General features: G+C 60.9%; 22 protein-coding genes and 2 pseudogenes. 14 read left to right on the forward strand and 10 right to left on the reverse strand.

The features are described from left to right. Positions 1 to 160 precede the first annotated feature (160 nt). The gene (locus IVB46_RS11595; protein WP_247305537.1) at positions 161 to 1,246 is read left to right on the forward strand and encodes an AI-2E family transporter; all 1,086 of its coding nucleotides are present in this window, start codon (positions 161 to 163) and stop codon (positions 1,244 to 1,246) included. Positions 1,247 to 1,343: 97 nt separating this feature from the next. Beyond that, positions 1,344 to 1,736 (forward strand): NUDIX hydrolase, encoded by a 393-nt coding sequence (locus IVB46_RS11600; RefSeq protein ID WP_028152127.1) that lies wholly within the window; start codon positions 1,344 to 1,346, stop codon positions 1,734 to 1,736. Between the two features lie 138 nt (positions 1,737 to 1,874). On the opposite strand, the gene IVB46_RS11605 is transcribed toward IVB46_RS11600, so the two are convergent. From IVB46_RS11605 to IVB46_RS11620, 4 genes are all read right to left on the reverse strand, one after another. Then, complete coding sequence (locus IVB46_RS11605) at positions 1,875 to 2,117, reverse strand: hypothetical protein (protein ID WP_063983193.1); 243 nt, start codon at positions 2,115 to 2,117, stop codon at positions 1,875 to 1,877. A 178-nt stretch (positions 2,118 to 2,295) separates the two neighbouring features. Then, positions 2,296 to 2,538, reverse strand: coding sequence for a hypothetical protein (locus IVB46_RS11610; protein ID WP_028152129.1), 243 nt, complete (start codon positions 2,536 to 2,538; stop codon positions 2,296 to 2,298). A 667-nt stretch (positions 2,539 to 3,205) separates the two neighbouring features. Continuing rightward, a complete protein-coding gene (locus tag IVB46_RS11615) occupies positions 3,206 to 3,376 on the reverse strand; it encodes a hypothetical protein (RefSeq protein WP_167541702.1) in 171 nt (56 codons plus the stop codon). Between the two features lie 546 nt (positions 3,377 to 3,922). Further along, complete coding sequence (locus IVB46_RS11620; RefSeq protein ID WP_247305540.1) at positions 3,923 to 4,093, reverse strand: hypothetical protein; 171 nt, start codon at positions 4,091 to 4,093, stop codon at positions 3,923 to 3,925. 271 nt (positions 4,094 to 4,364) lie between these two features. Between IVB46_RS11620 and IVB46_RS11625 the strand changes: the two genes are divergently transcribed. Next, entirely contained in the window at positions 4,365 to 5,033 is a 669-nt protein-coding gene (locus tag IVB46_RS11625; RefSeq protein ID WP_247305543.1) for a hypothetical protein, read from the forward strand. A 423-nt stretch (positions 5,034 to 5,456) separates the two neighbouring features. Here the strand turns inward: IVB46_RS11625 and IVB46_RS11630 are convergent, their stop codons facing one another. The 3 genes from IVB46_RS11630 to IVB46_RS11640 all read right to left on the reverse strand — a co-directional run bounded on the left by IVB46_RS11630 (position 5,457) and on the right by IVB46_RS11640 (position 6,783). Beyond that, positions 5,457 to 5,615, reverse strand: coding sequence for a hypothetical protein (locus IVB46_RS11630; RefSeq protein WP_244623041.1), 159 nt, complete (start codon positions 5,613 to 5,615; stop codon positions 5,457 to 5,459). Positions 5,616 to 6,034: 419 nt separating this feature from the next. Further along, positions 6,035 to 6,322, reverse strand: coding sequence for a hypothetical protein (locus IVB46_RS11635; protein WP_247305545.1), 288 nt, complete (start codon positions 6,320 to 6,322; stop codon positions 6,035 to 6,037). 188 nt (positions 6,323 to 6,510) lie between these two features. Then, positions 6,511 to 6,783, reverse strand: a complete 273-nt coding sequence (locus IVB46_RS11640; RefSeq protein WP_063983199.1) for a hypothetical protein — start codon at positions 6,781 to 6,783, stop codon at positions 6,511 to 6,513. A gap of 474 nt (positions 6,784 to 7,257) precedes the next feature. On the opposite strand from IVB46_RS11640, the gene IVB46_RS11645 reads away from it, so the two are divergent. The 6 genes from IVB46_RS11645 (at position 7,258) to IVB46_RS11670 (ending at position 11,944) form a co-directional block, all read left to right on the forward strand. After that, positions 7,258 to 7,455 carry a hypothetical protein gene (locus IVB46_RS11645; RefSeq protein WP_245344256.1) on the forward strand — a complete coding sequence of 66 codons (198 nt, stop codon included), beginning with the start codon at positions 7,258 to 7,260 and terminating at the stop codon, positions 7,453 to 7,455. A 170-nt stretch (positions 7,456 to 7,625) separates the two neighbouring features. Beyond that, positions 7,626 to 7,811: a hypothetical protein gene (locus tag IVB46_RS11650; RefSeq protein ID WP_247305548.1), complete on the forward strand. Its 186-nt coding sequence runs from the start codon at positions 7,626 to 7,628 to the stop codon at positions 7,809 to 7,811. 244 nt (positions 7,812 to 8,055) lie between these two features. Beyond that, positions 8,056 to 9,324 carry a site-specific integrase gene (locus tag IVB46_RS11655; RefSeq protein ID WP_247342750.1) on the forward strand — a complete coding sequence of 423 codons (1,269 nt, stop codon included), beginning with the start codon at positions 8,056 to 8,058 and terminating at the stop codon, positions 9,322 to 9,324. Then, the gene (locus tag IVB46_RS11660; protein ID WP_247305553.1) at positions 9,324 to 9,686 is read left to right on the forward strand and encodes a hypothetical protein; all 363 of its coding nucleotides are present in this window, start codon (positions 9,324 to 9,326) and stop codon (positions 9,684 to 9,686) included. Before IVB46_RS11655 ends, IVB46_RS11660 begins: the two co-directional genes overlap by 1 nt. An 89-nt stretch (positions 9,687 to 9,775) precedes the next feature. After that, entirely contained in the window at positions 9,776 to 9,991 is a 216-nt protein-coding gene (locus tag IVB46_RS11665; RefSeq protein ID WP_247305555.1) for a helix-turn-helix domain-containing protein, read from the forward strand. Between the two features lie 381 nt (positions 9,992 to 10,372). Continuing rightward, positions 10,373 to 11,944, forward strand: coding sequence for a hypothetical protein (locus tag IVB46_RS11670; RefSeq protein WP_247305557.1), 1,572 nt, complete (start codon positions 10,373 to 10,375; stop codon positions 11,942 to 11,944). A 1,697-nt stretch (positions 11,945 to 13,641) separates the two neighbouring features. On the opposite strand, the gene IVB46_RS11675 is transcribed toward IVB46_RS11670, so the two are convergent. Beyond that, positions 13,642 to 14,019, reverse strand: a complete 378-nt coding sequence (locus tag IVB46_RS11675; RefSeq protein WP_247305559.1) for a hypothetical protein — start codon at positions 14,017 to 14,019, stop codon at positions 13,642 to 13,644. A gap of 108 nt (positions 14,020 to 14,127) precedes the next feature. On the opposite strand from IVB46_RS11675, the gene IVB46_RS11680 reads away from it, so the two are divergent. Then, positions 14,128 to 14,352 (forward strand): hypothetical protein, encoded by a 225-nt coding sequence (locus IVB46_RS11680; RefSeq protein WP_014494390.1) that lies wholly within the window; start codon positions 14,128 to 14,130, stop codon positions 14,350 to 14,352. A 480-nt stretch (positions 14,353 to 14,832) separates the two neighbouring features. Here IVB46_RS11680 and IVB46_RS11685 read toward each other — a convergent pair whose 3' ends face one another. Beyond that, complete coding sequence (locus IVB46_RS11685; RefSeq protein WP_247342753.1) at positions 14,833 to 15,471, reverse strand: isochorismatase family cysteine hydrolase; 639 nt, start codon at positions 15,469 to 15,471, stop codon at positions 14,833 to 14,835. A gap of 168 nt (positions 15,472 to 15,639) precedes the next feature. Here IVB46_RS11685 and IVB46_RS11690 point away from each other — a divergent pair, with 168 nt between their 5' ends. The 4 genes and pseudogenes from IVB46_RS11690 to IVB46_RS11705 all read left to right on the forward strand — a co-directional run bounded on the left by IVB46_RS11690 (position 15,640) and on the right by IVB46_RS11705 (position 17,693). Then, on the forward strand, positions 15,640 to 15,831 hold the full coding sequence (locus IVB46_RS11690; protein WP_247305566.1) for a hypothetical protein: 192 nt from the start codon (positions 15,640 to 15,642) through the stop codon (positions 15,829 to 15,831). A gap of 95 nt (positions 15,832 to 15,926) precedes the next feature. Further along, positions 15,927 to 16,456: pseudogene (locus IVB46_RS11695) on the forward strand (alpha-ketoglutarate-dependent dioxygenase AlkB). Beyond that, a pseudogene (gene ligD, locus IVB46_RS11700) lies at positions 16,456 to 17,398 on the forward strand (non-homologous end-joining DNA ligase). The pseudogenes IVB46_RS11695 and ligD overlap by 1 nt, the downstream one beginning before the upstream one ends. A gap of 115 nt (positions 17,399 to 17,513) precedes the next feature. Then, a complete protein-coding gene (locus IVB46_RS11705) occupies positions 17,514 to 17,693 on the forward strand; it encodes a hypothetical protein (RefSeq protein WP_247342756.1) in 180 nt (59 codons plus the stop codon). A 59-nt stretch (positions 17,694 to 17,752) separates the two neighbouring features. On the opposite strand, the gene IVB46_RS11710 is transcribed toward IVB46_RS11705, so the two are convergent. Then, positions 17,753 to 18,205, reverse strand: a complete 453-nt coding sequence (locus IVB46_RS11710) for a DUF4142 domain-containing protein (protein WP_247305571.1) — start codon at positions 18,203 to 18,205, stop codon at positions 17,753 to 17,755. Positions 18,206 to 18,602 lie beyond the last annotated feature (397 nt).

Raw genomic sequence — 18,602 nt, forward strand, 5'->3', positions numbered from 1 at the left:
GACCAACCCGTTCGGCGACAGCTGATGCCGCGCCGGGCGGCGCAGCGGTCCGATCCCTTGCGCAGCCGCGGGCCCGATCGTCTTGACGCCGGATGCGCGGCTGGCAATAACGCTTTGCCGCGCAAGTGCCGGAACCCGCGTCAATGCCGCAAGGAAAGGCGTGCCCGTGAAAAGTCTCCGTCAGCTCCTGACGGGAGAGGACATCATCCAGCTCCTGATCCGGGTCGGCCTGCTTGGCCTGCTGATCATCTGGACCTTCCTGATCATCCGCCCGTTCGTGCCGATCCTGGCCTGGAGCGCCGTGCTCGCGGTCGCGTTCTATCCGGCCTTCAGCTGGGTCGCCAAGATCCTCGGCGGCCGCCCGAAGACTGCGGCCGCGATCCTCACCCTGATCACGCTCGGCATCGTCATTGGCCCGGCGACCTGGCTCGGCCTCAGCGCGGTGGACGGTGCGCGTGAACTGGCGAAGCAGCTCGGCACCGGCGATCTCGCGCTGCAGTCGGCGCCGGAGCAGCTCAAGTCGTGGCCGGTGGTCGGCCCTTGGCTCTACGATCTCTGGGATCAGGCTTACAACAACATCCGTGCGGTGCTGCGCGAGGTCGCGCCCTATCTCCAGCCGCTGGCGGGACCCCTGTTGTCGCTCGCGGGCGATGCGAGCCTCGGCACGCTCCAGTTTCTGGTCTCGGTGTTCGTCGCCGGCTTCCTGTTTCCGCATGGGCCGCGGCTGGTTGCGGCCGGGCGCGGCTTCCTGTTTCGCATCGTGCCCGAGCAGAGCGAGCATTTTCTCGAGCTTGGGGGCGCCACCATCCGCGCCGTGGCGCAAGGCGTGATCGGCGTCGCCATCGTGCAGGCGCTGCTCGCCGGCATCGGCTTCAAGATGGCAGCCGTGCCGAGCGCCGGCCTGCTCGCCTTCATCGTGCTATTGCTGTCGATCGTGCAGGTCGGCGCGTTCCTGGTGATCCTGCCGGTGATCATCTGGATCTGGACCGCCAAGGACGTCACCACGGCGCTGCTGCTCACCGTGTTTCTCGTCCTCGTCGGCTTCATCGACACCATGTTGAAGCCGCTGGTGATGGGGCGCGGCCTCACCACGCCGACCATCGTGATCTTCGTCGGCGTGATCGGCGGCACGCTCGCCCACGGTATCGTCGGCCTGTTCATCGGGCCGATCATCCTGTCGGTGGCCTGGGAGTTGATGATGGCCTGGATCAGGACCGAGGACCGGGCGGCGGCGAGCGAAAGCTGAGCTGCTCGCACGGGCTGTGGTCAAAGCGCCGCGCGAACTTGTCTATTCAACTAGACAAGTTACGATAGGGCGATTCTGTTTTCGATCTACGGCAGTAATGGCGAAGTCTTCCAAGCTGGTTGCCGCAAAACGCGGCAAGGTATTGTTGGTCAGACGGCGGTCGGACGGCCTGTGGATGTTCCCGGGCGGCCGCAAGCGTTCGCGCGAGTCCGACAAGGACTGCCTGCGTCGGGAGATCAAGGAGGAGCTGCCCAAGCTGAAGCTCGGCCGGATCAGCCTGTGGAAGGAAGTGACGGCCAGGAATAAGCGCTCCGGTCGCAAGATGAGCGACGCGATCTTCATCGCCAAGGGCGCCAAGGGCAGGCTCGAGATCGGCGACAAGAAGGAGATCGACCGGGCCGCCTGGCAGAAGCCGCGCGGCATCCGCCTGACGCCGACCTCGCGCTACATCCGCGATCGGCTGTTTCCGAGCAAGCCGCGGCGCCAGTGAGGAGGGGGGGCCGCGTCTTCGCGGCGCCGGTGCGACAAATCGCCCGCTGGTCCACAACACAAGCCCGAAATCGACAGATGATCGTGCGGTCAGGTCGGCCTACCGTCGTGGTCTGATCGAGACGGCCCCAGCCAGCCGCTATTGCTTGACCGCCAGCGTGTCCAGGCAGTGGTTGAGATAGACGGTGCGATCCCTGGGCAGCACCTTGTCGAGATCCGCCTTCAGTGCGCATTCGCGTTGCCGCATCTGCTCGGCCCGGCGCTTCTCGGCCGCCTCGCGATATTCGGGGGCAACCTTGTTGGGATCGACCAGCGCCTGCGCGCGGGCGGGAGCAGTCACGGCGAGCGCGATGGCGGCGATGATGATAATGAACTGCTTCAAATGAGCCTCCGTAAAAGGGCTCATGCTAGCGCGAGGGTAGCGAGGGCTCAAACGGCAAGTACGGCGAGGCGACCGATCGCGCAGCCTGCGTCCGAGAGGCTGTCGGCGGAGTCGGTTTCGACGACCTGAAGTCGGCTATGTGAAATCGGCCAAGCGAAATCGGCCAAGCGAAGTCCATTCACTTCGAGGCGTGGTCGATCTTGTGCCCGAGATGCCCGGTGTCGTGATCGCGACGCAACTGGCTCAGCGAGGTCTCGTTCAATTGATGCAAGACCTCGCTGAGCGGGGTCGCATCGGGATAACCGGCCGCAAATGCCTTTCCGTAGATCTTCCGCAACGTACCGACCAGCGTGTTGCCGTGCTTCTTGCTGATCGCGCCATCCTTGTCCCGATGGCGGCCGTCCAGGCCCGGTTCCTTCATGTGGTTCTCCCTGTGCGGCGTCTTGAGCGCCTGGAGAGAGCGTGCTCCCAAACGAATTGGTTGGCAACGGTGCGGCGCGCGGGAGTTGAGCGGCGGTTCGCTCCATCGCGAGAGCGTCGCGTTCGCGCTTCGCTCTCCTAGCTGTGAAGCCGCGTCAGATCGCGGTGGGACGGTCGGCGTACTACATGAGCGGAAGCGGACTCGATTGGAGCCGATATGATGCGTATAGTTTTGGCCCTGGGCCTCTTGATCGTCTTGTGCACGTCTGCAGACGCCGCGCACCGCGCTCGTGCGCACAATCCCGCGACACGCCATCCCCCGGTCGATCGTTTCGGCACGGAAGGGAATCCTCGCGTGCGCTTCGCGGTCCCCGGCTGGAGCGATGAAGCAACGGCGCGCTGGCTCAATAATGCCTCGTCCAACGTCGGCCGAGGCGGATAGCTATACCCGGACGTGGGTGCGGGAAGATCGGCGGAGCCGTGTGAACCAGTTCACACTCGCGCTTCGAGACCGGTGCTATGAAGGCCTCATTGCTTTTACCGATTGATATTTTGAAAACGCCCCAGCGCTCCCTACCAGGCGCTGGGGTTTTCATTTCGGTCACGGCTTCGCGAGGCGTGATCGGACCGGACGGGTGTTTTCTGAAAAGTGCCGAAGGGCGGGGCGACTAAGCGGCTTGCTCCTCGAACGAGGTGTAGACCTGCCCAGCCGGATCGACGATCTGAACGTCCCAGCACCCGTCTTCGACGAGCTCTCTGGCCTTCTTGAGGGCGGCCGCGAGTGACAGCCGCTTGAGGCTGACGACGCCTGCCGTGTCGAAACCGCTGATTTCAAACATGCCGTTCCTCCGGTTTTCCTGAATCTTACACCTTTCGAGGGCGTTGTCTCCCGGCTTTTGTGGCAAGGCCCTTGGAACTGCAGGCAGCTGCAGTGTCCAGTGCAGCGCAGTGGCCGCCGTCGTGCCATCGGCCGACCCTGATGGTCGTGGCGCTCTCGTCGCGTTCAGGCGTCATTCAGAGGGGTTGTCTATCTTGCGGCCTTGGAGGACCGCTTCGATGTTGATCACCACTATTGCGACAATCCTTGCTCTTCATGGCGGTGCAACGGCGCCTGCCGCAGCTGTCGAACGCCCGCTCGAGGTGCAGTATCGCGGCGTACCGAGGCATCCGCCGCCGTGCGGCGATCATTGGGATCAGAGCGCCCGCGACGGTGTCTGCTACCCCAACGGCACGGTTCCACTACAATTCCAGGACCGGCCAGAGAATTATTATCGGCGGTACTGAGAGACGGGCCGTCAGGCGTGAGACCGGGTGTGCTCCGGATCAGTGTGCTCCTGATCAGCGTGCTCTTGATGAGCTAGCCGCGGAGCCGGTCCAGCGCTACGCTAAGCGGCCTGCTCCTCAAACGAGGTGTGTACGCGCCCGGTTGGATCGACGATCTGAACGTCCCAGCACCCGTCTTGGACAAGCTCTCGGGCCTTCTTGAGGGCGGCCGCGAGTGACAGCCGCTTGAGGCTGACGACGCCTGCCGTGTCGAAACCGCTGATTTCAAACATGCCGTTCCTCCGGTTCTCCTGAATCTTACACCTTTCAGGGGCCTTGTCTCTCGGCTTTGGTGCTTCGAAGCAGGCTGCCGCGTGACTCATTCCGTCCCTTCGCCCCCCGTAATCGGCCGGGGCGGCCGGGCCTGCCAGGCGGCCATGTCGCTAACGTGGAATTAATCCAAAATGCCCACAATTTTAGGCAGTTGTAGGTGGGTGCTGCGTAGAGGAGCCGTCGCGAGGACGTTCCGGCGTCGGCTTCCTTTTGCTCGCTCATTTGAGGTCAATGGACATGACCACGACATCCGAGGCGCAAGGCCTCGTCGAACAACTCGACCCCGCGGCGCTCGCGCTCGCAGTCGCAGCACTCGAACCCGCAGTCCCGGAAGCTCCAGCACCGGCCAAGCGGTCCAGCCGGAAATCGGTCCTGGCACTGTCGGTGTGTGCCTTGGCCATCAATGGTGCGGCGGCGATCTATACATTGCCGGCCGATCTTCCGTCGCCGAATCTCAGCAGTCTGGCTGAACTGCTTCAGCGCCGGGAAGCTTCCGCGCCAAAGGCGGATCCGGTTGTCGCTGCCTTGAAGGACATTCAGTCGGCCCAGCAGCAACACACGGCTTCGCTGCAGGAGAACAACCACGCCTTGCAGCAAAATGCAGCCCTGCTGCAGCAGGATTCAATGGTGCTGCTGTCTCTGCGACAGAGCATCACGGACGAACGGGTCGATGTGAGGAAGATATCTTCACAGCTGTCCACGCTCATCGCGAAGGTCGATACGCTTCAAAATGCGATGATGTCGGACGTCACGTCCTCGATCCGAAAAGCGAACGCGCGCTATGGACTGTCGGCAGCGATGCGGAAGCGGATGGTTCGGCAGTCGAAGTCTGTCGGGCCGGTTTCAGTTGGGGGAGCGCCGCTGAGTGTGCCGGCTGCGACGTCGGCTCCGGAAAGCTGAAGATAGTTCAAGCAAAGCAGTTGGCATTACTGGCCCTCGAACTCACGCTGGCCGGTCTTCTTGTCATGCCAGGCAGGACACGATGGCAAGCACGACGTCTGCGCTTAGCTCCCCTGAGTACATCGTGAAAAGGATGCCAGCGCCAAGAACAACAGCAGAGACCTTGAGAATAATCATTTTGAGATCCCCTCGTGGGTGACGAGACACTGGACCCGGATTGTTTCCTGAGTGCTTCGCGTAATGCGGTGAACGGTTTCATTCACCGAGGCGTTATCCGTGAGGGGGCCGCTCGACTTAGAGGCCGCAACAGGGGCTGCTGCGCCCCGATGCATTTTCGAGATCAAGCCCGGGGGGGCATCGCAATCGAACTGGCGCGCGCCAACGGTGACTTCAAAACTCTCTCGCAAGAGCGAGCGCAAGGTCTCAGTTGCTCCGTTCCGACCTCCAGCCGGTTTCCCGATGTGAAATGGTGGCGGTGATATCGACATCTCTGCCGGCCGACTGGCGCCAGGCCGCCACGCCGAAACACACCGTCAGCGTCAATGTCGTCAGCAATAGCAGCACGGACAGAAACTGGCTCACGCACATCCCCAGCAAGATCACGCGCCAACGCGCGCACATCTGGTTGATTCGGAAAATGCAGCCCGACTGACCTAGGGAGCGTTTTCCCCAAGGTTGCAGACCCGTGGACCAACACTCGTAGCCCTTGAGCCACCGCGCTCAGGAGCCGGCTCTGCACGCCCCAGGCTTCTGCGCTTCACAAGAATTGGCCGGCGATTGCCGTCGCCACGGCATAAGCTTTGGCTGGATGCTCGATGGCAGCCTCGCCGGCCGTCGCTCTATGATAGAGGCGATTGTTGGAGGCGGTGACTTTACAGCGCTGTAGATCCCGTCCGACCGACCAAATTGGAATCGCAGCCCTAGATCTCGCGATGGAATTAGCTGGCAACGCAGCGAAGCGCTGACCCGCCGGTTCGCTGGCGGCCCCCCTTTAGAATTCGCTAGTTGGGGGGGCTGCCGCTCTTGGCCTTGGACGAATGTTTCACTGCCGGTTTGGCCGGCGTGGCCGGCTTCTTCGCTTCGTCGCCGCGGGCAGTTCCCCACGGATCGACTGCCTTCTGGTTGGGAACATTGCCGAGGGAGCGTTGATAGGCGCGCTCGGCCCGAATGTCGTCCGCCTTCTCGGCCTCCGTCTTGTCCTTGGACTCGCCGTACATTGGAACATGGTCCTCTGCCAATGCGGTCTGTGCGATCAGGGCGAACATGACAGCGACGGCGATTTTGCGCATCGAGAAACTCCCGGTTCTGTGACTAGCATAACATCGCGCCGATTGCGGCATCAATGCATCGGAGCGGCGTCCGGTAACGGCTGATGACGCATCGCCGCCGGTTGAAGCGGTAGAGATAAGCCCGCCGGCTCACAAGGTCGGCGGGGTTCTCTTGCGGGGCAGGCTAGTCATCATCCGCCGACGAGCCGTTAGTTCGCTAGTTGAGCGCGCGCCTGTTTGACATTGCGTGAGACGACACGATCGTAGGCCGATAAAGCGGCATCGGTCGCTAACTCAACCATTTCTCGATAGGCGCCGTCGTTCGTTTGAGTGAAGCTTTCGCGGATTGCTCTGGCAAGCTGTTCGTCTGAAACGGCGTCTCCCGGGGCCGCTCGTCCGGTGAGTCGGCTATACAGATTCAAGCGATACACGTCGGCGGCGATTTGCCAGGCCCAATCCTCCAGTCCCAGTTGTTGAACCACCCGGTCGACCCCTTGCTCTACGCGCAGAAAAATTGGGGTAGTCGACGCTGGGCATAGAAAAAACTAACTCAGGTTAGAAAAAAATCTGCCCTGCAAATTCAGGTGGAAGCCGCCGCTCGAGGCGCGCGCCGGTTCAGGCACCAACAAATACGCCGCCGGGCTCTAATACATTGTCCCGGCGGCGGTGTTCATTTCCAGCCCCGAGATGGGAACTAACAAAAACCTCGGATAGAGATTTTACGTACGAAACCTGGGAAGGTTTCAGGCTGCCGGTTCACGCTGGCGGGCCTTGGCAGGCCCTGCAAACTCCTGTTGATGTGGCCGAGGAAGCTGTCACATTACTTTGACAGACAGGTGCCAATTTGGAAGGCGCTGGGATTTCAGAGCCCAGACCGGAATACGCGGCGAACGCTGCCAAGCGAATATATTCCGCTTGTGCAGCGTTCAGTTTCCTCTCAATTTCGGGAGTTCGGCGTGTTTGATGCTGAAATGACTGCGCTGCTCAGGGCGGTGCTCGATGAAGTTTGCGAAAATATTCCTGTAAGCGAGACGGGCGCCAGAGCGTACGTTGCTTCGAAGCTGCTCGATGCCGCGGCACATGGACAGTTCTCAACCGACGCGTTGAAAGCAGCGGGTCGCGAGGCCTTGAACCCACCAACGATGTGGCGCTGATTATCCGCTCCACATCACTCGATCACATCGTATTCGAAGGCGACGCCCTCCGGGTCGTTCTCCTCAAACCATCGTTCCGCGGCGCCCACCGTCGCGAAGACCTTGATGTGATCGATGTCGCCGACCTGCTTGGGGTGTTGCGCCGGCCCTAGTGGGGCTCTTTCGCGCGCATGGAGCGCATCTGCCTGGATCTGGCGGACGGAGAGGGCGTGCTGCCGCTTGAGCGCGCCGGCCTAGTGGCGATCGCGAGCAACTACCGCGCCGCCATCCTCGACGCCCAGACCGGCAATCGATTTGCAGACACGTGCAGACACAAGGGATTTTGGATCGGCTTGTTTATTCGCTTAAGTCTTTGATTTGGCTTGGTGAGCGCGCTGGGGCTCGAACCCAGGACCCCGTGATTAAAAGTTATGGCCGTGCACGCAGGCCAACCTTTTCCAAACATTGAACATTCTCCTCGATAACCAAGAAACGTAAGGATAGCATGGTTTTATCGGCTTTCCGTGCATTGCCACACTTTTCCTTGCGTTTTCTCTCCAGTGTGTGCATACCGTGTGCACGGAGACCACGTAATGATTTGGTGTGCACGAAGGCGGGACGATGCAAGTCAAGATCAGCAAGACGCAGGTGGACCGGATGACCGAGGGACAGATCCTCGCGGACAAGGAAGTGAAGGGATTCGTGGCGCGCAAGCTGGACAGCGGTGCCGTGACGTTTGGATACCGCTATCGCGACAAGACCACGGGCAGGCAGCGCTGGCTCGGGCTGGGGCTGCACGGGAACATTACGGCCGAACAAGCCCGAGACTTCGCCAAGAAGGCGGCGGGCGAGGTGGCGGACAAGAAGGACCCCCAGGGTGAGCTTCAGGAGGCCCGGGCTGAGGCCAAGCGGGAGGAACTGGCCGCCATCAACACCGTCAATGCCGTGCTCGACGCCTTCGAAAAGGACCATGTCGACGGGCTCCGCAGCGGCGATCAGGTTAAGGCGGCTTTCACCAATCATGTCCGGCCCCGGATAGGGGACAAGTCGATCTACGACTTGAAGCGTAGCGATATCACGACCCTGCTCAACGAGGTGAAGGCCGAGAGCGGACCGGTTATGGCTGACAGGGTGCTGGCGCACGTCCGGAAGGCATTCAACTGGCAAATGGTCCAGGACGATGAATTCAAGTCGCCGATCGTCCGGGGCATGGCCAAGACGAAACCGAAGGAGCGCGCCCGCAAGCGCATCCTGGCCGACGACGAGATCAGGGACGTTTGGGCGGCCTTGGACCAGATCGAACAGCCAGCCTGCTATCCGCGTTTCGTGAAGTCGCTCCTGCTCGCCATGACGCGTCGCAACGAATCGGCCCGAATGCACACCGATGAGCTTGAGGGCGATCTGTGGATCATCCCCGGCTCGCGGTACAAGAATAAGCAGGATCACGTCATCCCGGTCCCGCCAGCTATCAGCGAGCTGATCTGTGAGAGGCCCGCCGGCTGTAAAAAGAACTCCTGGTTCGTCTTCTCCACCACGACCAGCGGTGGCCAGTTGGATGGGGCCAAGCCTTTCAGCGGATTCAGCAAGGCCAAGAAGGAGCTGGACCGGATCGTTGCCGAGATCCGCAAGAAAGAGGGCAGGGCACCCATGAAGCAGTGGCAGCTTCACGACCTGCGCCGCACCGGCCGTAGCTTGATGAGCCGCGCCAAGGTGGACGCCGATCACGCTGAGCGCTGCATGGGACACGTTATCGGCGGCGTCCGCGAAACCTATGACCGCTATGAGTATCTGGATGAGAAGCGGGTTGCTTTCGAGGCGCTGGCCGCGATGGTCGACATGATCCTGAAGCCGCCGGGCCAGCCGCTTGCTGCCGCACTGGAGGGTAAGTGATGGCGCCGCTGCCGAAGACGTTCGATTGTTACGCCGTTGAGGCGCGCGGCGCACTTGCCGAGGGGCGGACGCAAGATGCAATCACGATTGTTGTCGAGAGACTGCGTACTGGCACGGCGTCGGCAGAGTTGCAGGCGCTTGCGGCGCGCCTTCTGCGACCACCCAAGAAGGGGCGCGGAAAACCGAAATCCGATCCCTCGCATTGGTTTGAGATTGGTACGGAGTTTGAAGACCAAATGTCACGAATGGGCCTCTCATACGAAGAGGCCGCTGCGGCGCTCGCGAAGAAATTTGGCTATTCGGAACGCCAGATTGGCGTCGCCGTCCGATACTTTCGAGACCGAATGTCTGATGCAGAATAATAGGATTATTCTGCCGTGATAACGCGATAGGCCGTCGCTATATCGCTTCCACACCCGCGACAATCGCGGCAACCGATGGAGGCAACAGCATGCACCTTAAAGTCCCCGAAGCAGCCGCGCACTTGCGGCTATCCAAATCGACGCTCGATAAACTGCGCTGTCATGGCGGCGGTCCGAGCTACTTCAAACTCGGCCGGACCATCGTCTACGCGCTCGTCGACCTTGATTCATGGATGGCGGCGCGGCGGCGAGAGTCTACTGCTGACGCGGCGAACGATAATAAGCCGGCCGCCAAGGCCGCCTAAGCACGATCGGCCCTTAGCCGAGAGCACCGCTCCAAAGGAGCAACCCGCACCACGGGAATCCCGCATTGCGAATAATTGACATCAGACCAAGCCCACCGGGCTCGACGACGCTCGCGCGTTTCGATCTGCAGCTAAACGACCACCTCAAACTCTTCAACCTGGCTCTTCGCCAGCGGGGCGGGGATCGCTGTTGGACCGTGGCCCCCAACGCTTTCCACGAGCGCACTGCCGCGTTCGGCGACCAATTCAACCGCGCTATTTCAGATATGGCCCTCGCGGCCCTCATGGAGCTTCCGGCCGATGCCAGCACCGACGTCTGAGGCCGCCGGCCGAGGCGGCGAGTCTCTCACGCGCGCCTACTGGACTTATAAAGTCGACAGCATGACCGGGCCGGTGGCGCAGTTCCGCATGGCCCAGCTTGTTGACTACGACCTGCGACTCACAGATCCAGCCCGCACGGTCTATCGGTTCATGATCGGCTGGTACATGCACGCCAAGTATGGCGATGCTCTCGCCTCCGTAAGACATATCGTCAAGACTATGCGCGATCGTGCGCCGGACGGTGCTCGCCACCTGTCCCGCAGCGCCGTTCAGCGCGCAATTATGCTCCTTATCAAATGCGGTTGGTTGGTTCGCACCCATACAGGTAAGGGGCGCGGTGGTAGCCGGTACGTGCCTGTGCTCAATGTCTTGGAACTGGCGGCGCAAGGCACTTTGCCGATTAGCGTCCCAGATCACCGGGACGCTACAGAGATTCCCTTAGTGTCCCACTCTACTGGGACAGCGGTGTCCCACTCTACTGGGACGCAAAGCGACCTAGCGTCCCACATCACCGGGACAAAGACTCTCTTACTGGACCCGCCTACGGACGGGTCTACAGAAAGAGAGATTGACCCCGCCACGCCTGCGGCGCCGCTGCTTGCGGATGGCCTTGCGGCCACCGCTGCGGGCGGGACGGCGGTGGAAGAGCGCGCCGATACCCCAGCCGCTGTTAAGCCGTCATTCGAGGCGCTATGGCGCGCCTACGCCCACGCTAAAGGCAAGATAGAGGCCCGTAAGGCATGGGATGCGCTCCCGGCCGAGATGGATCGCACTGCCGTGATCAAGGCCGCTGCGGCATGGCAAGCCTCATGGGCGGCACAAGGCAAGCCGGATGCACCGCGATACACCCTGGCGCGATGGCTCAAGGATGAGCGTTACGACGAGAGCCCGCCAACCGGCTACGTGAAGCCCGAGAAGGCGAGCAAGGCCAAGCAGGCCAAACCGAAGGCAGCCAAGCAGCCCAGCCTCGGCCTCGGGATAAATATCAAGCGGTACACAATCACGGCGCATGAAACCGAGGGCAGCGCGTTTGCAGACTACTGGGAAACTTTCACCTTTCGGCGCCACGACGACGGGTATGAATTCACGCAGCGCATGTACGTGTTGAAGGCGGATGCGGACGCTGACGAAGCGCCGGACTTCTACCGCAAGATGGAGCTTATCAAGGGAACATTCGGCAAGGGCAATCCTGCGGGAAAATGGGTTGGCCGCGTGCTCGGCATCAACGAAGGCGAAGAGGGTGACTTGGGCTTTCACTACTTGCCAGATGAAAACCCGCCAGCCGCGCCTGAGCCCGAGCCGGTAGTTGCACCACCACCTAGCAAGCCTTGGACTGAGGCCGATGAGGCGGCGCTTAGGGCGCGCATTTATGCCACGCCATCGGCGCCGCGCGACGACTACGGCACCCGAGAGTGGGAGCGGCGCTACCAAGAGCGGCAAGAGCGCGCCGCCGGCAGGCGTGAATGGGACGCCGCGCATCCGGAATTGTTTGAAGACAAACCGTCCGGCCCGGTACGCGAGATCACCGTCGCGCAGTATGAAGCCCACGCTGGCGTGCCGTTTGATCATGACGACGATGGCGCCTGGCCGGCCTGGATGGACGCCGAATACGAAGAGGACGACGCGGCGTGACGCTGCCGCGTGGGGTAGGGGGCCATCCAAAACTCTAAACCAGTCCGCCCTAACTTCCGGCCGCACAGTTACGGACGTCATCCCGCAGGTTTCCAGAAACGTGCACAGGCAAAAATAGTTGCGAAATCTGCGGCGTCGCGTCCGCAGGTGCCCGACCGGCCCGCAAGAAATTATCGGCTTTGAAAAAACGGACACCCCTCCACCGCAGCCCAATCGGCTTAGCGCCGAACACCTAGACCGCGCTGCCGGCAAGGCAGGAGACGAGAGGGATGCTGCTTAGGGGCGGCCGCCCATTGATGCGGCCTTACTTCTCACCCAGCTTCGGTCCACTAGTGAACACAGGCTATCAGCAAGACGCAGAACACTAATCGCAGCGTGCGGTAAACGATCGTCCAACTTACAAGCGGTTGTAGGAGGACGAATGGCTGCCATAATTTGCCTCACAGCGTGCACTTGGACAGTCTAAAGAAGTGGTGGGGGGAATGGTCCGTACTGGGGCTTCTAAAACTTCGACAATTTGGTCCGCAGAGGACGAAGAACAGCTTTTACAGATGAAGGCGAACGGGGCGTCATTCAAAGACATTGCAGCTGCACTCGGCCGGAGCCAGGCGTCAGTCGAGTCTCGCTTTTCGGTATTGAAGAAGCGCGACTCTAGCGAGGCCGTCTGAATTATATGGCCGGTCGCTAGGCGAATTGCAGAAGCCTTCTCCTTCCTGGTGCGGCAGGAGTCACTCCGGACTTGGACGAGGACAATGTCCTCGATCTGGCTGTTGCGTTTGCCTCTGACACCGAACTGCACAACCCGGTACCGGCGTCGGAGCGCGTCCATGTGATGGCTCGTTGGCCCTATGGCCGGGGGGCGGGTCGGTTTTCTTCCACAATCCGCCCGTGGCAACCGGCCGCCCCCGAAATTTCGCGCATCCACAAATCAAAATATGGGGTATCTCAGGTTGCAATGTATAGGAACGCACCTGACGAGAAGTGTGTCGAGATCAGCGCTCCAAACGCGCTCCGCGGCCGTATCAGTTGCGCATGCCGATTGGTCGCGAGCATGAGGCGGCCGCAAGCGCGGGGCGCGCAGACTATGCCTCCATGGCAGTCCGGGTTCCTAGCTCCGTTTGCGTCACCGACCACTTCTTCGGCGGACGGGCCAGCGATATGAACTAAATTTCCGGAGGCCGCTTGGTCGCTAAAAGGAATCGCAGCATGAAAATCGTTTGTCTCGCCCTCGCTATGGTAATCGTCCTTCCCTGTGCCTCTTTCGCTCAAGGCGGAGGTGGCGCAGCCTCTTCAGCTGCGGGCGGTGGCGGTACGAGTTCTTCTCCTTCGGGCACGGGAAATGCCGCGTCCGGCGCGGCAAATTCGGCCGGCACAACTTCGGGCTTGACCGGCAGCCCAACCGGCACTGCAGCCGCTCCTGGAACAGCCCCGTCAACTAATCAGGGAACTGGAGAAAGAAACGGATCTGCAGCGGACGGACAGGCACCGGCACCAATGCCGCCGGTACTGCGACCTCTTCAGGATCTTCGGGCGCCAGCGCGCAGAGTGCGGCGCCTGCCGGTGGCATCGGGAAGCGACGACAACCAACACGCAGGATAGCGACGCTAAGATAGATCAAGAGAACAACAAGGCAGACAGAACGGTGGGGAAGATTTGCAAAAACTGCTGACGTGTTCCTTTATTCGCTTCTCGTTCCCTTATTCAAACGGCAGATGCGAAAAGCCGGCGCCATCATCATCGCCCCCTAGTCCGCGACTGCCGACGATCGGCAAGATTGTAAGCCTCCTTCGTTTATCGCGGGCTTTCGCGGCCTCAGCCTCTTCCTTCGCCCGCTGCTTTTCCCGCTGCCTCTCTTCCTTCTCGTACTTTGCTGCGACCTCGCGCTCGGATTTTTCGTTCCTTTTGGAAGGCTTTGCTGAAGTTCGCTTCTTCGCTTTCCCGTTCTCTTTTCGTGGCGGCTGGGTGTCCAGCGCTGCGGCAGACGGCAGCTCCGCATGCTCTTTGAAAGCGGAGCTCGATCCAACCCTGCGCAGAACAATACCGGGATGCGCCATGGCCGCTGCGATCACAGGCATTCAGGTCCAATACTCCACGATTGAGCTTGGTTCCCGACTTTGCAACGTCAGTTCCGAAATTGGAACGCTCGGCTCTTTAGTTCGTTTAGTCGGAATAGGAGAAGCTCCATGATCCTCGAAAGCTTCGATCGCCGCACACTTGCAAGCATGGAAGCCGTTCTCGAACGGCTCTGCCAAGGCCGGCCGGACGGCGTCAATCATGAACTGAGATCTTTCATCGCGGACAGCCTTGTCCAGTGCGCTAGGAAGGGGCAGACAACGCTTGGCGCCTTGACCGAAGCAGGAGAAGCCGCGCTGGCACGCTGGGCAATCTCGGACAGGAAACAGGCTTGAGCCAAGCTAGCGGATCGCGCGGTCCTCAGCCTGCGACGCGGCGGCTTCCTTACCGGCGCGCGGTAGCCAGCGCCAGCGTTTTAATGTCCTTGGTGAAAAGCCCATGGTGTCCTTCCGGGTGGGGTCTGCACTGCAAACAGCCGGGGATGGGATAGCGTTCCTAAGACCTCACAGCGCGATGATTTCCTGAGCGCGGATGACGATCTCTTTCTTTGAAAGCTCGCGTTCGAGCCGCTCGCGCAGGGCGCGCCAGAAGTCGGGCGCGCGAGCTTCGCAGCCATGACTTCGATGACGGCGATATTGTCCCGCTCGGTCTCGTGGCCGCTGCGCCGTAGACCCTGGTCCGGTGCTCGGATGAAGCTGGTCGCGCCGCCGAACCGGTCCGTCAGTTCTTCAAGGAATTCCTCGAACCACGCTGCGAAACCGGCTCGCCATTGCCTCGCTCCTTTGGGAGGAGAATCTGGACGAGGAAACAGTTATTCATGACACGAGCCTTCCCCTGGAGCCGCCCGGCCGGTTGCCGAGAAGCGTTTCGGTCGTTACGCACTCAACCTGCTGCCCGAAGCGGTTCATGTAGATATTCATCATGGAGTCGTGCGTTTCGTCAGCCGAGCTGCACAGGGCGTCGGTGACAAGAATGACGCGGTAACCCCAGTCGACGGCGCCGAGCACGGTCGCCAGCACGCAGACATCGGTCTCGCCGCCGGTGACGATGATCGTATCGACGCGCGCCGCGCGCAGCTGCTCGTGAAGATCGCTTCCCGTCCACGGCGAGTAGACATGCTTGTCGAAGACGCGTGCGGGTGGAACGAACTGCGCAAGGTCCTTGACGAGGCCGATCATCTCCGGGCCAAGCTCCTCGATCGTCATCGATCCCCAGCGCTCGTAATAACGCCGCCACATGCCGGCGCCCTGGCCGGGCTTCTGCGCCGGGATGAAGCGCGTGAAGAGGGTCCTCTCGGGATGGGCCGCCGTCACCGCAACAATATTGGGCAGGACGCGCGGCAGCCACGGCATCTTCCATGCCGTGCTTTCCGCGAACATCCTCTGCATATCGACGCAGATATGAACCGCGTTCTCTCCGGGTGCCCCATAGCGGAGCTCATCGTTCTTTGACATCGGCGCCGTCCTCGAAAGTGAGCTCCAACGGAGCGGCCCGGCCTTGGTTCCTGTCCTGAAAAGGGTTGCGACTAGCGGCCGCCTGCACAGCAGGCGGACGCGCCCGAAACGGAACCATGCGCCTCTGCGGTTAGTTGGGACACGCATAAATGAAGCCGGGGAGGCCACATGAAGCGAACTCCGAACTGGCGGGCGGCGGCGAAGCGTGGGCTGATCGAGCCGCGCGGGGACAAGCGCTACATCCGTTGCGATGCGAAAGGCCGCATCAGGGAAAGCGATGACGAGAGCCGTTTGCTGTCTCAGGATCGCCTCAAGATCGCCAGGACAAAAGTAAAGGCGGGGCAGGGTGACCGGGGGTGACCATAAGGCCCTCACAGCGCCGGAGCGGAAAAAGCCGAGTGCCGACAAGTAACGCGACACTCGATCTCTTCGGACGCGGTCTCCTTCCGGAGGGTATGAAGTATGAGACGGAGTTTCTCTCTGCTGAGGAGGAGCGTCAGTTATTAACTGATGTCGAAAAACTCCCCTTCCGGGAGTTCGAATTCCGCGGCTTCACGGGAAAGCGTCGCACCGTTTCTTTCGGGTGGCGCTATGATTTCAATGGCGGCGGCCTCACAAGAACCGAAGACATGCCCGAATTCCTGACGGCGCTCCGCGCCCGTGCCGAAGCCTTTGCCGGCCTTGCGCCTCACAGCTTCCAGCAGGTCCTCGTGACCGAATACGCGCCTGGGGCCGGGATCGGCTGGCACAAAGACCGCTCCGTCTTTGGCGATGTTGCGGGCGTTTCCCTGTTGTCGTCACGCACCTTCAGGTTGCGCAGGTGGATGAAAAGGGCTTCGAGAGGAACACTCTCGTTGCAGAGCCGCGCTCCATCTACCTTCTCCGCGGTCCATCGCGCACCGAATGGCAGCACAGCATTCCCGGAGCCGAAAGCCTGCGCTACTCGGTCACTTTTCGGAACGTCCTCGAAGCGGGTGCATCGTAATGGCGCGCGTATCCACGTTGCCGAAGCGGCTCCAGCCGATGCTTGCAACGCTGACCGACGCGTCGTTCGACGATAAGGGCTGGATATTTGAGGACAAGTATGACGGCTTCCGCATGGTCGCTAAAATCGACCGCGGCAAGGTGACGCTGTATAGCCGCAACGGCAAGATCATCAGCCATAGCTATAGCGAAGTCGCACAGGCGCTCGAAGGTGTCAGAGGCGATGCCGTCATCGACGGAGAACTCGTCGCGATCGGCAAGGATGGCGTGTCGCATTTCCAGCTGCTGCAGAATGCCCTTCACCATGAAGCAAAACTGCAGTACTTCGCGTTCGACCTGATGTTTCAGGATGGCGAAGATCTTCGTGGCCTGCCGCTCACGGAGCGTAAGCAGCGCCTTAAGGCTATCCTGCCGAAAAATAGGCTCATCGGGTACAGCCGCAACCGGAAGACTTTCGGCGTGAAATTCTTCGAGGAGGCCGAGCGCAAAGGTCTTGAAGGCATCATGGCAAAACGCGCCGACAGCAAGTACCTGTCAGGCGCGCGAACCGACGACTGGCTGAAAATCAAAACCTCGAAACGCCAGGAAGTGGTGATCGCGGGATTTACGGCGCCGCGGAGGACGAGACCGTTTTTCGGAGCGCTTACACTTGCGCTGCGGGAAGGAAATGGCTGGCGCTATATCGGGCATGTCGGGACGGGTTTCAGCCACGATACTCTCGAAGAGCTCCACAAAAGCATGATCAGGCTCAAAGCCGCCAAATCTCCCTAAAAAGGTAAAGGACGAAGCGGTCACCACCTGGGTGAAGCCGCAACTCGTCGCCGAGGTGAAATTTACCGAGTGGACGAGCTCCGGCGAGATGCGGCACCCCGTTTATCTCGGCCTGAGAAAAGACAAGCAGGCAAAAGACGTCGTCATGGAGCGCGAGAAGCCGCGCTTGTAACCCGGCGTGTCAGCTGGGCTGACTGGTGACGATGTTTGCGGCCTGCGCAGCGAGATTAGGAACGAGTCATCTTCGAGCATGATTGTTGACATCCACGAAGCGAAAGGACGTTCACATGGCAGACGAGCAGAATCCCAACAAGCAGCAGACTCCTGGACAGCAGAACCAGCAGGGCAACCAGGGCGGCCAGCAGGGTCAGAACCCGAACCAGAAGCCGGGCCAGCAAAACCAGGACCCGGGCCAAAACAAGCAAGGCGGCGAACAGGGCGGCCAGCAGGGCGGCCAGAAGCCGTAAAGTAAAAACAAGAGCCCGGCTTCGGCCGGGCTTTCCGTTTGTGTTGTGGTCGCCTGGACCTATTTACGATTCTTGTCGAGCGTCTGCGCCATTTCGAGATGGTGCTTGAGCGCCGGCAGGGTGTTACCCGCCCAGTCCTTCAGCTTGGCATCGTCGCCGGCATTCGCGTAACGCTCGAACAGCGACACCGCATCCTTATGAGCGCTTACCTGCATGGGGTCGTATTCCGACGCAAAATCCTCGGGCTTGGCGTCGCGCAGCTTTTTGATCTTCTTCTGCGAAGCGTCATCGAGCGAAGCCGGGATCGCCGCTTTCAGATTGTCGGGGACCATCGATTTGAGTTCGCCGCTCGTCTTGGTGCGGTAGGTCACCATCATTTCCGCAAATCGTTTCTCGTCGGCGTTACTCTTCTGCTGCGCGATTTTGGCCGCTTCGATCTCCGTCATGTCGCTCATGGCGGCTTCCTTGATGAAGTCTTCGGTCTTCGGCGCAATTCCAAGCGCGGAATTCACGCCGGTCTTCTCGCCGACAGATTGCGCGGAGGATGGTGAGGCAAGACTGCAAGCAGGGCAAACGCAAGGGCTGTTTTTTTCACGAAGGTTTCCTCTGGAAGGTGAAATGTCGCGATCAACCTTCGTTCAGGATCAAAGTTCCTGGACGTTGAGGGCTGCTCCACGAGCACGACCCCGGTCCGAGAGGAGGGAGACCGGGGCCGCTTGCCCGGGCAATGAGCATGCCGGATGCACCGGCACACACCGGCAATGCCAAGGCAAACCGTGCCGTTCCTACTTGTTCAGTTGCGCCAAAAGCGTACGCCTACGACGAAGGCCGCCTGATTGTCGCGTGCGCGCGGGCACGGCGAGCTATATGTGATGGCGTTGGGTGAAGGTCAGGCGGCTTGCTGTTCAT

The organism is Bradyrhizobium sp. 61 (assembly GCF_023073075.1).
Lineage (GTDB): Bacteria > Pseudomonadota > Alphaproteobacteria > Rhizobiales > Xanthobacteraceae > Bradyrhizobium > Bradyrhizobium barranii.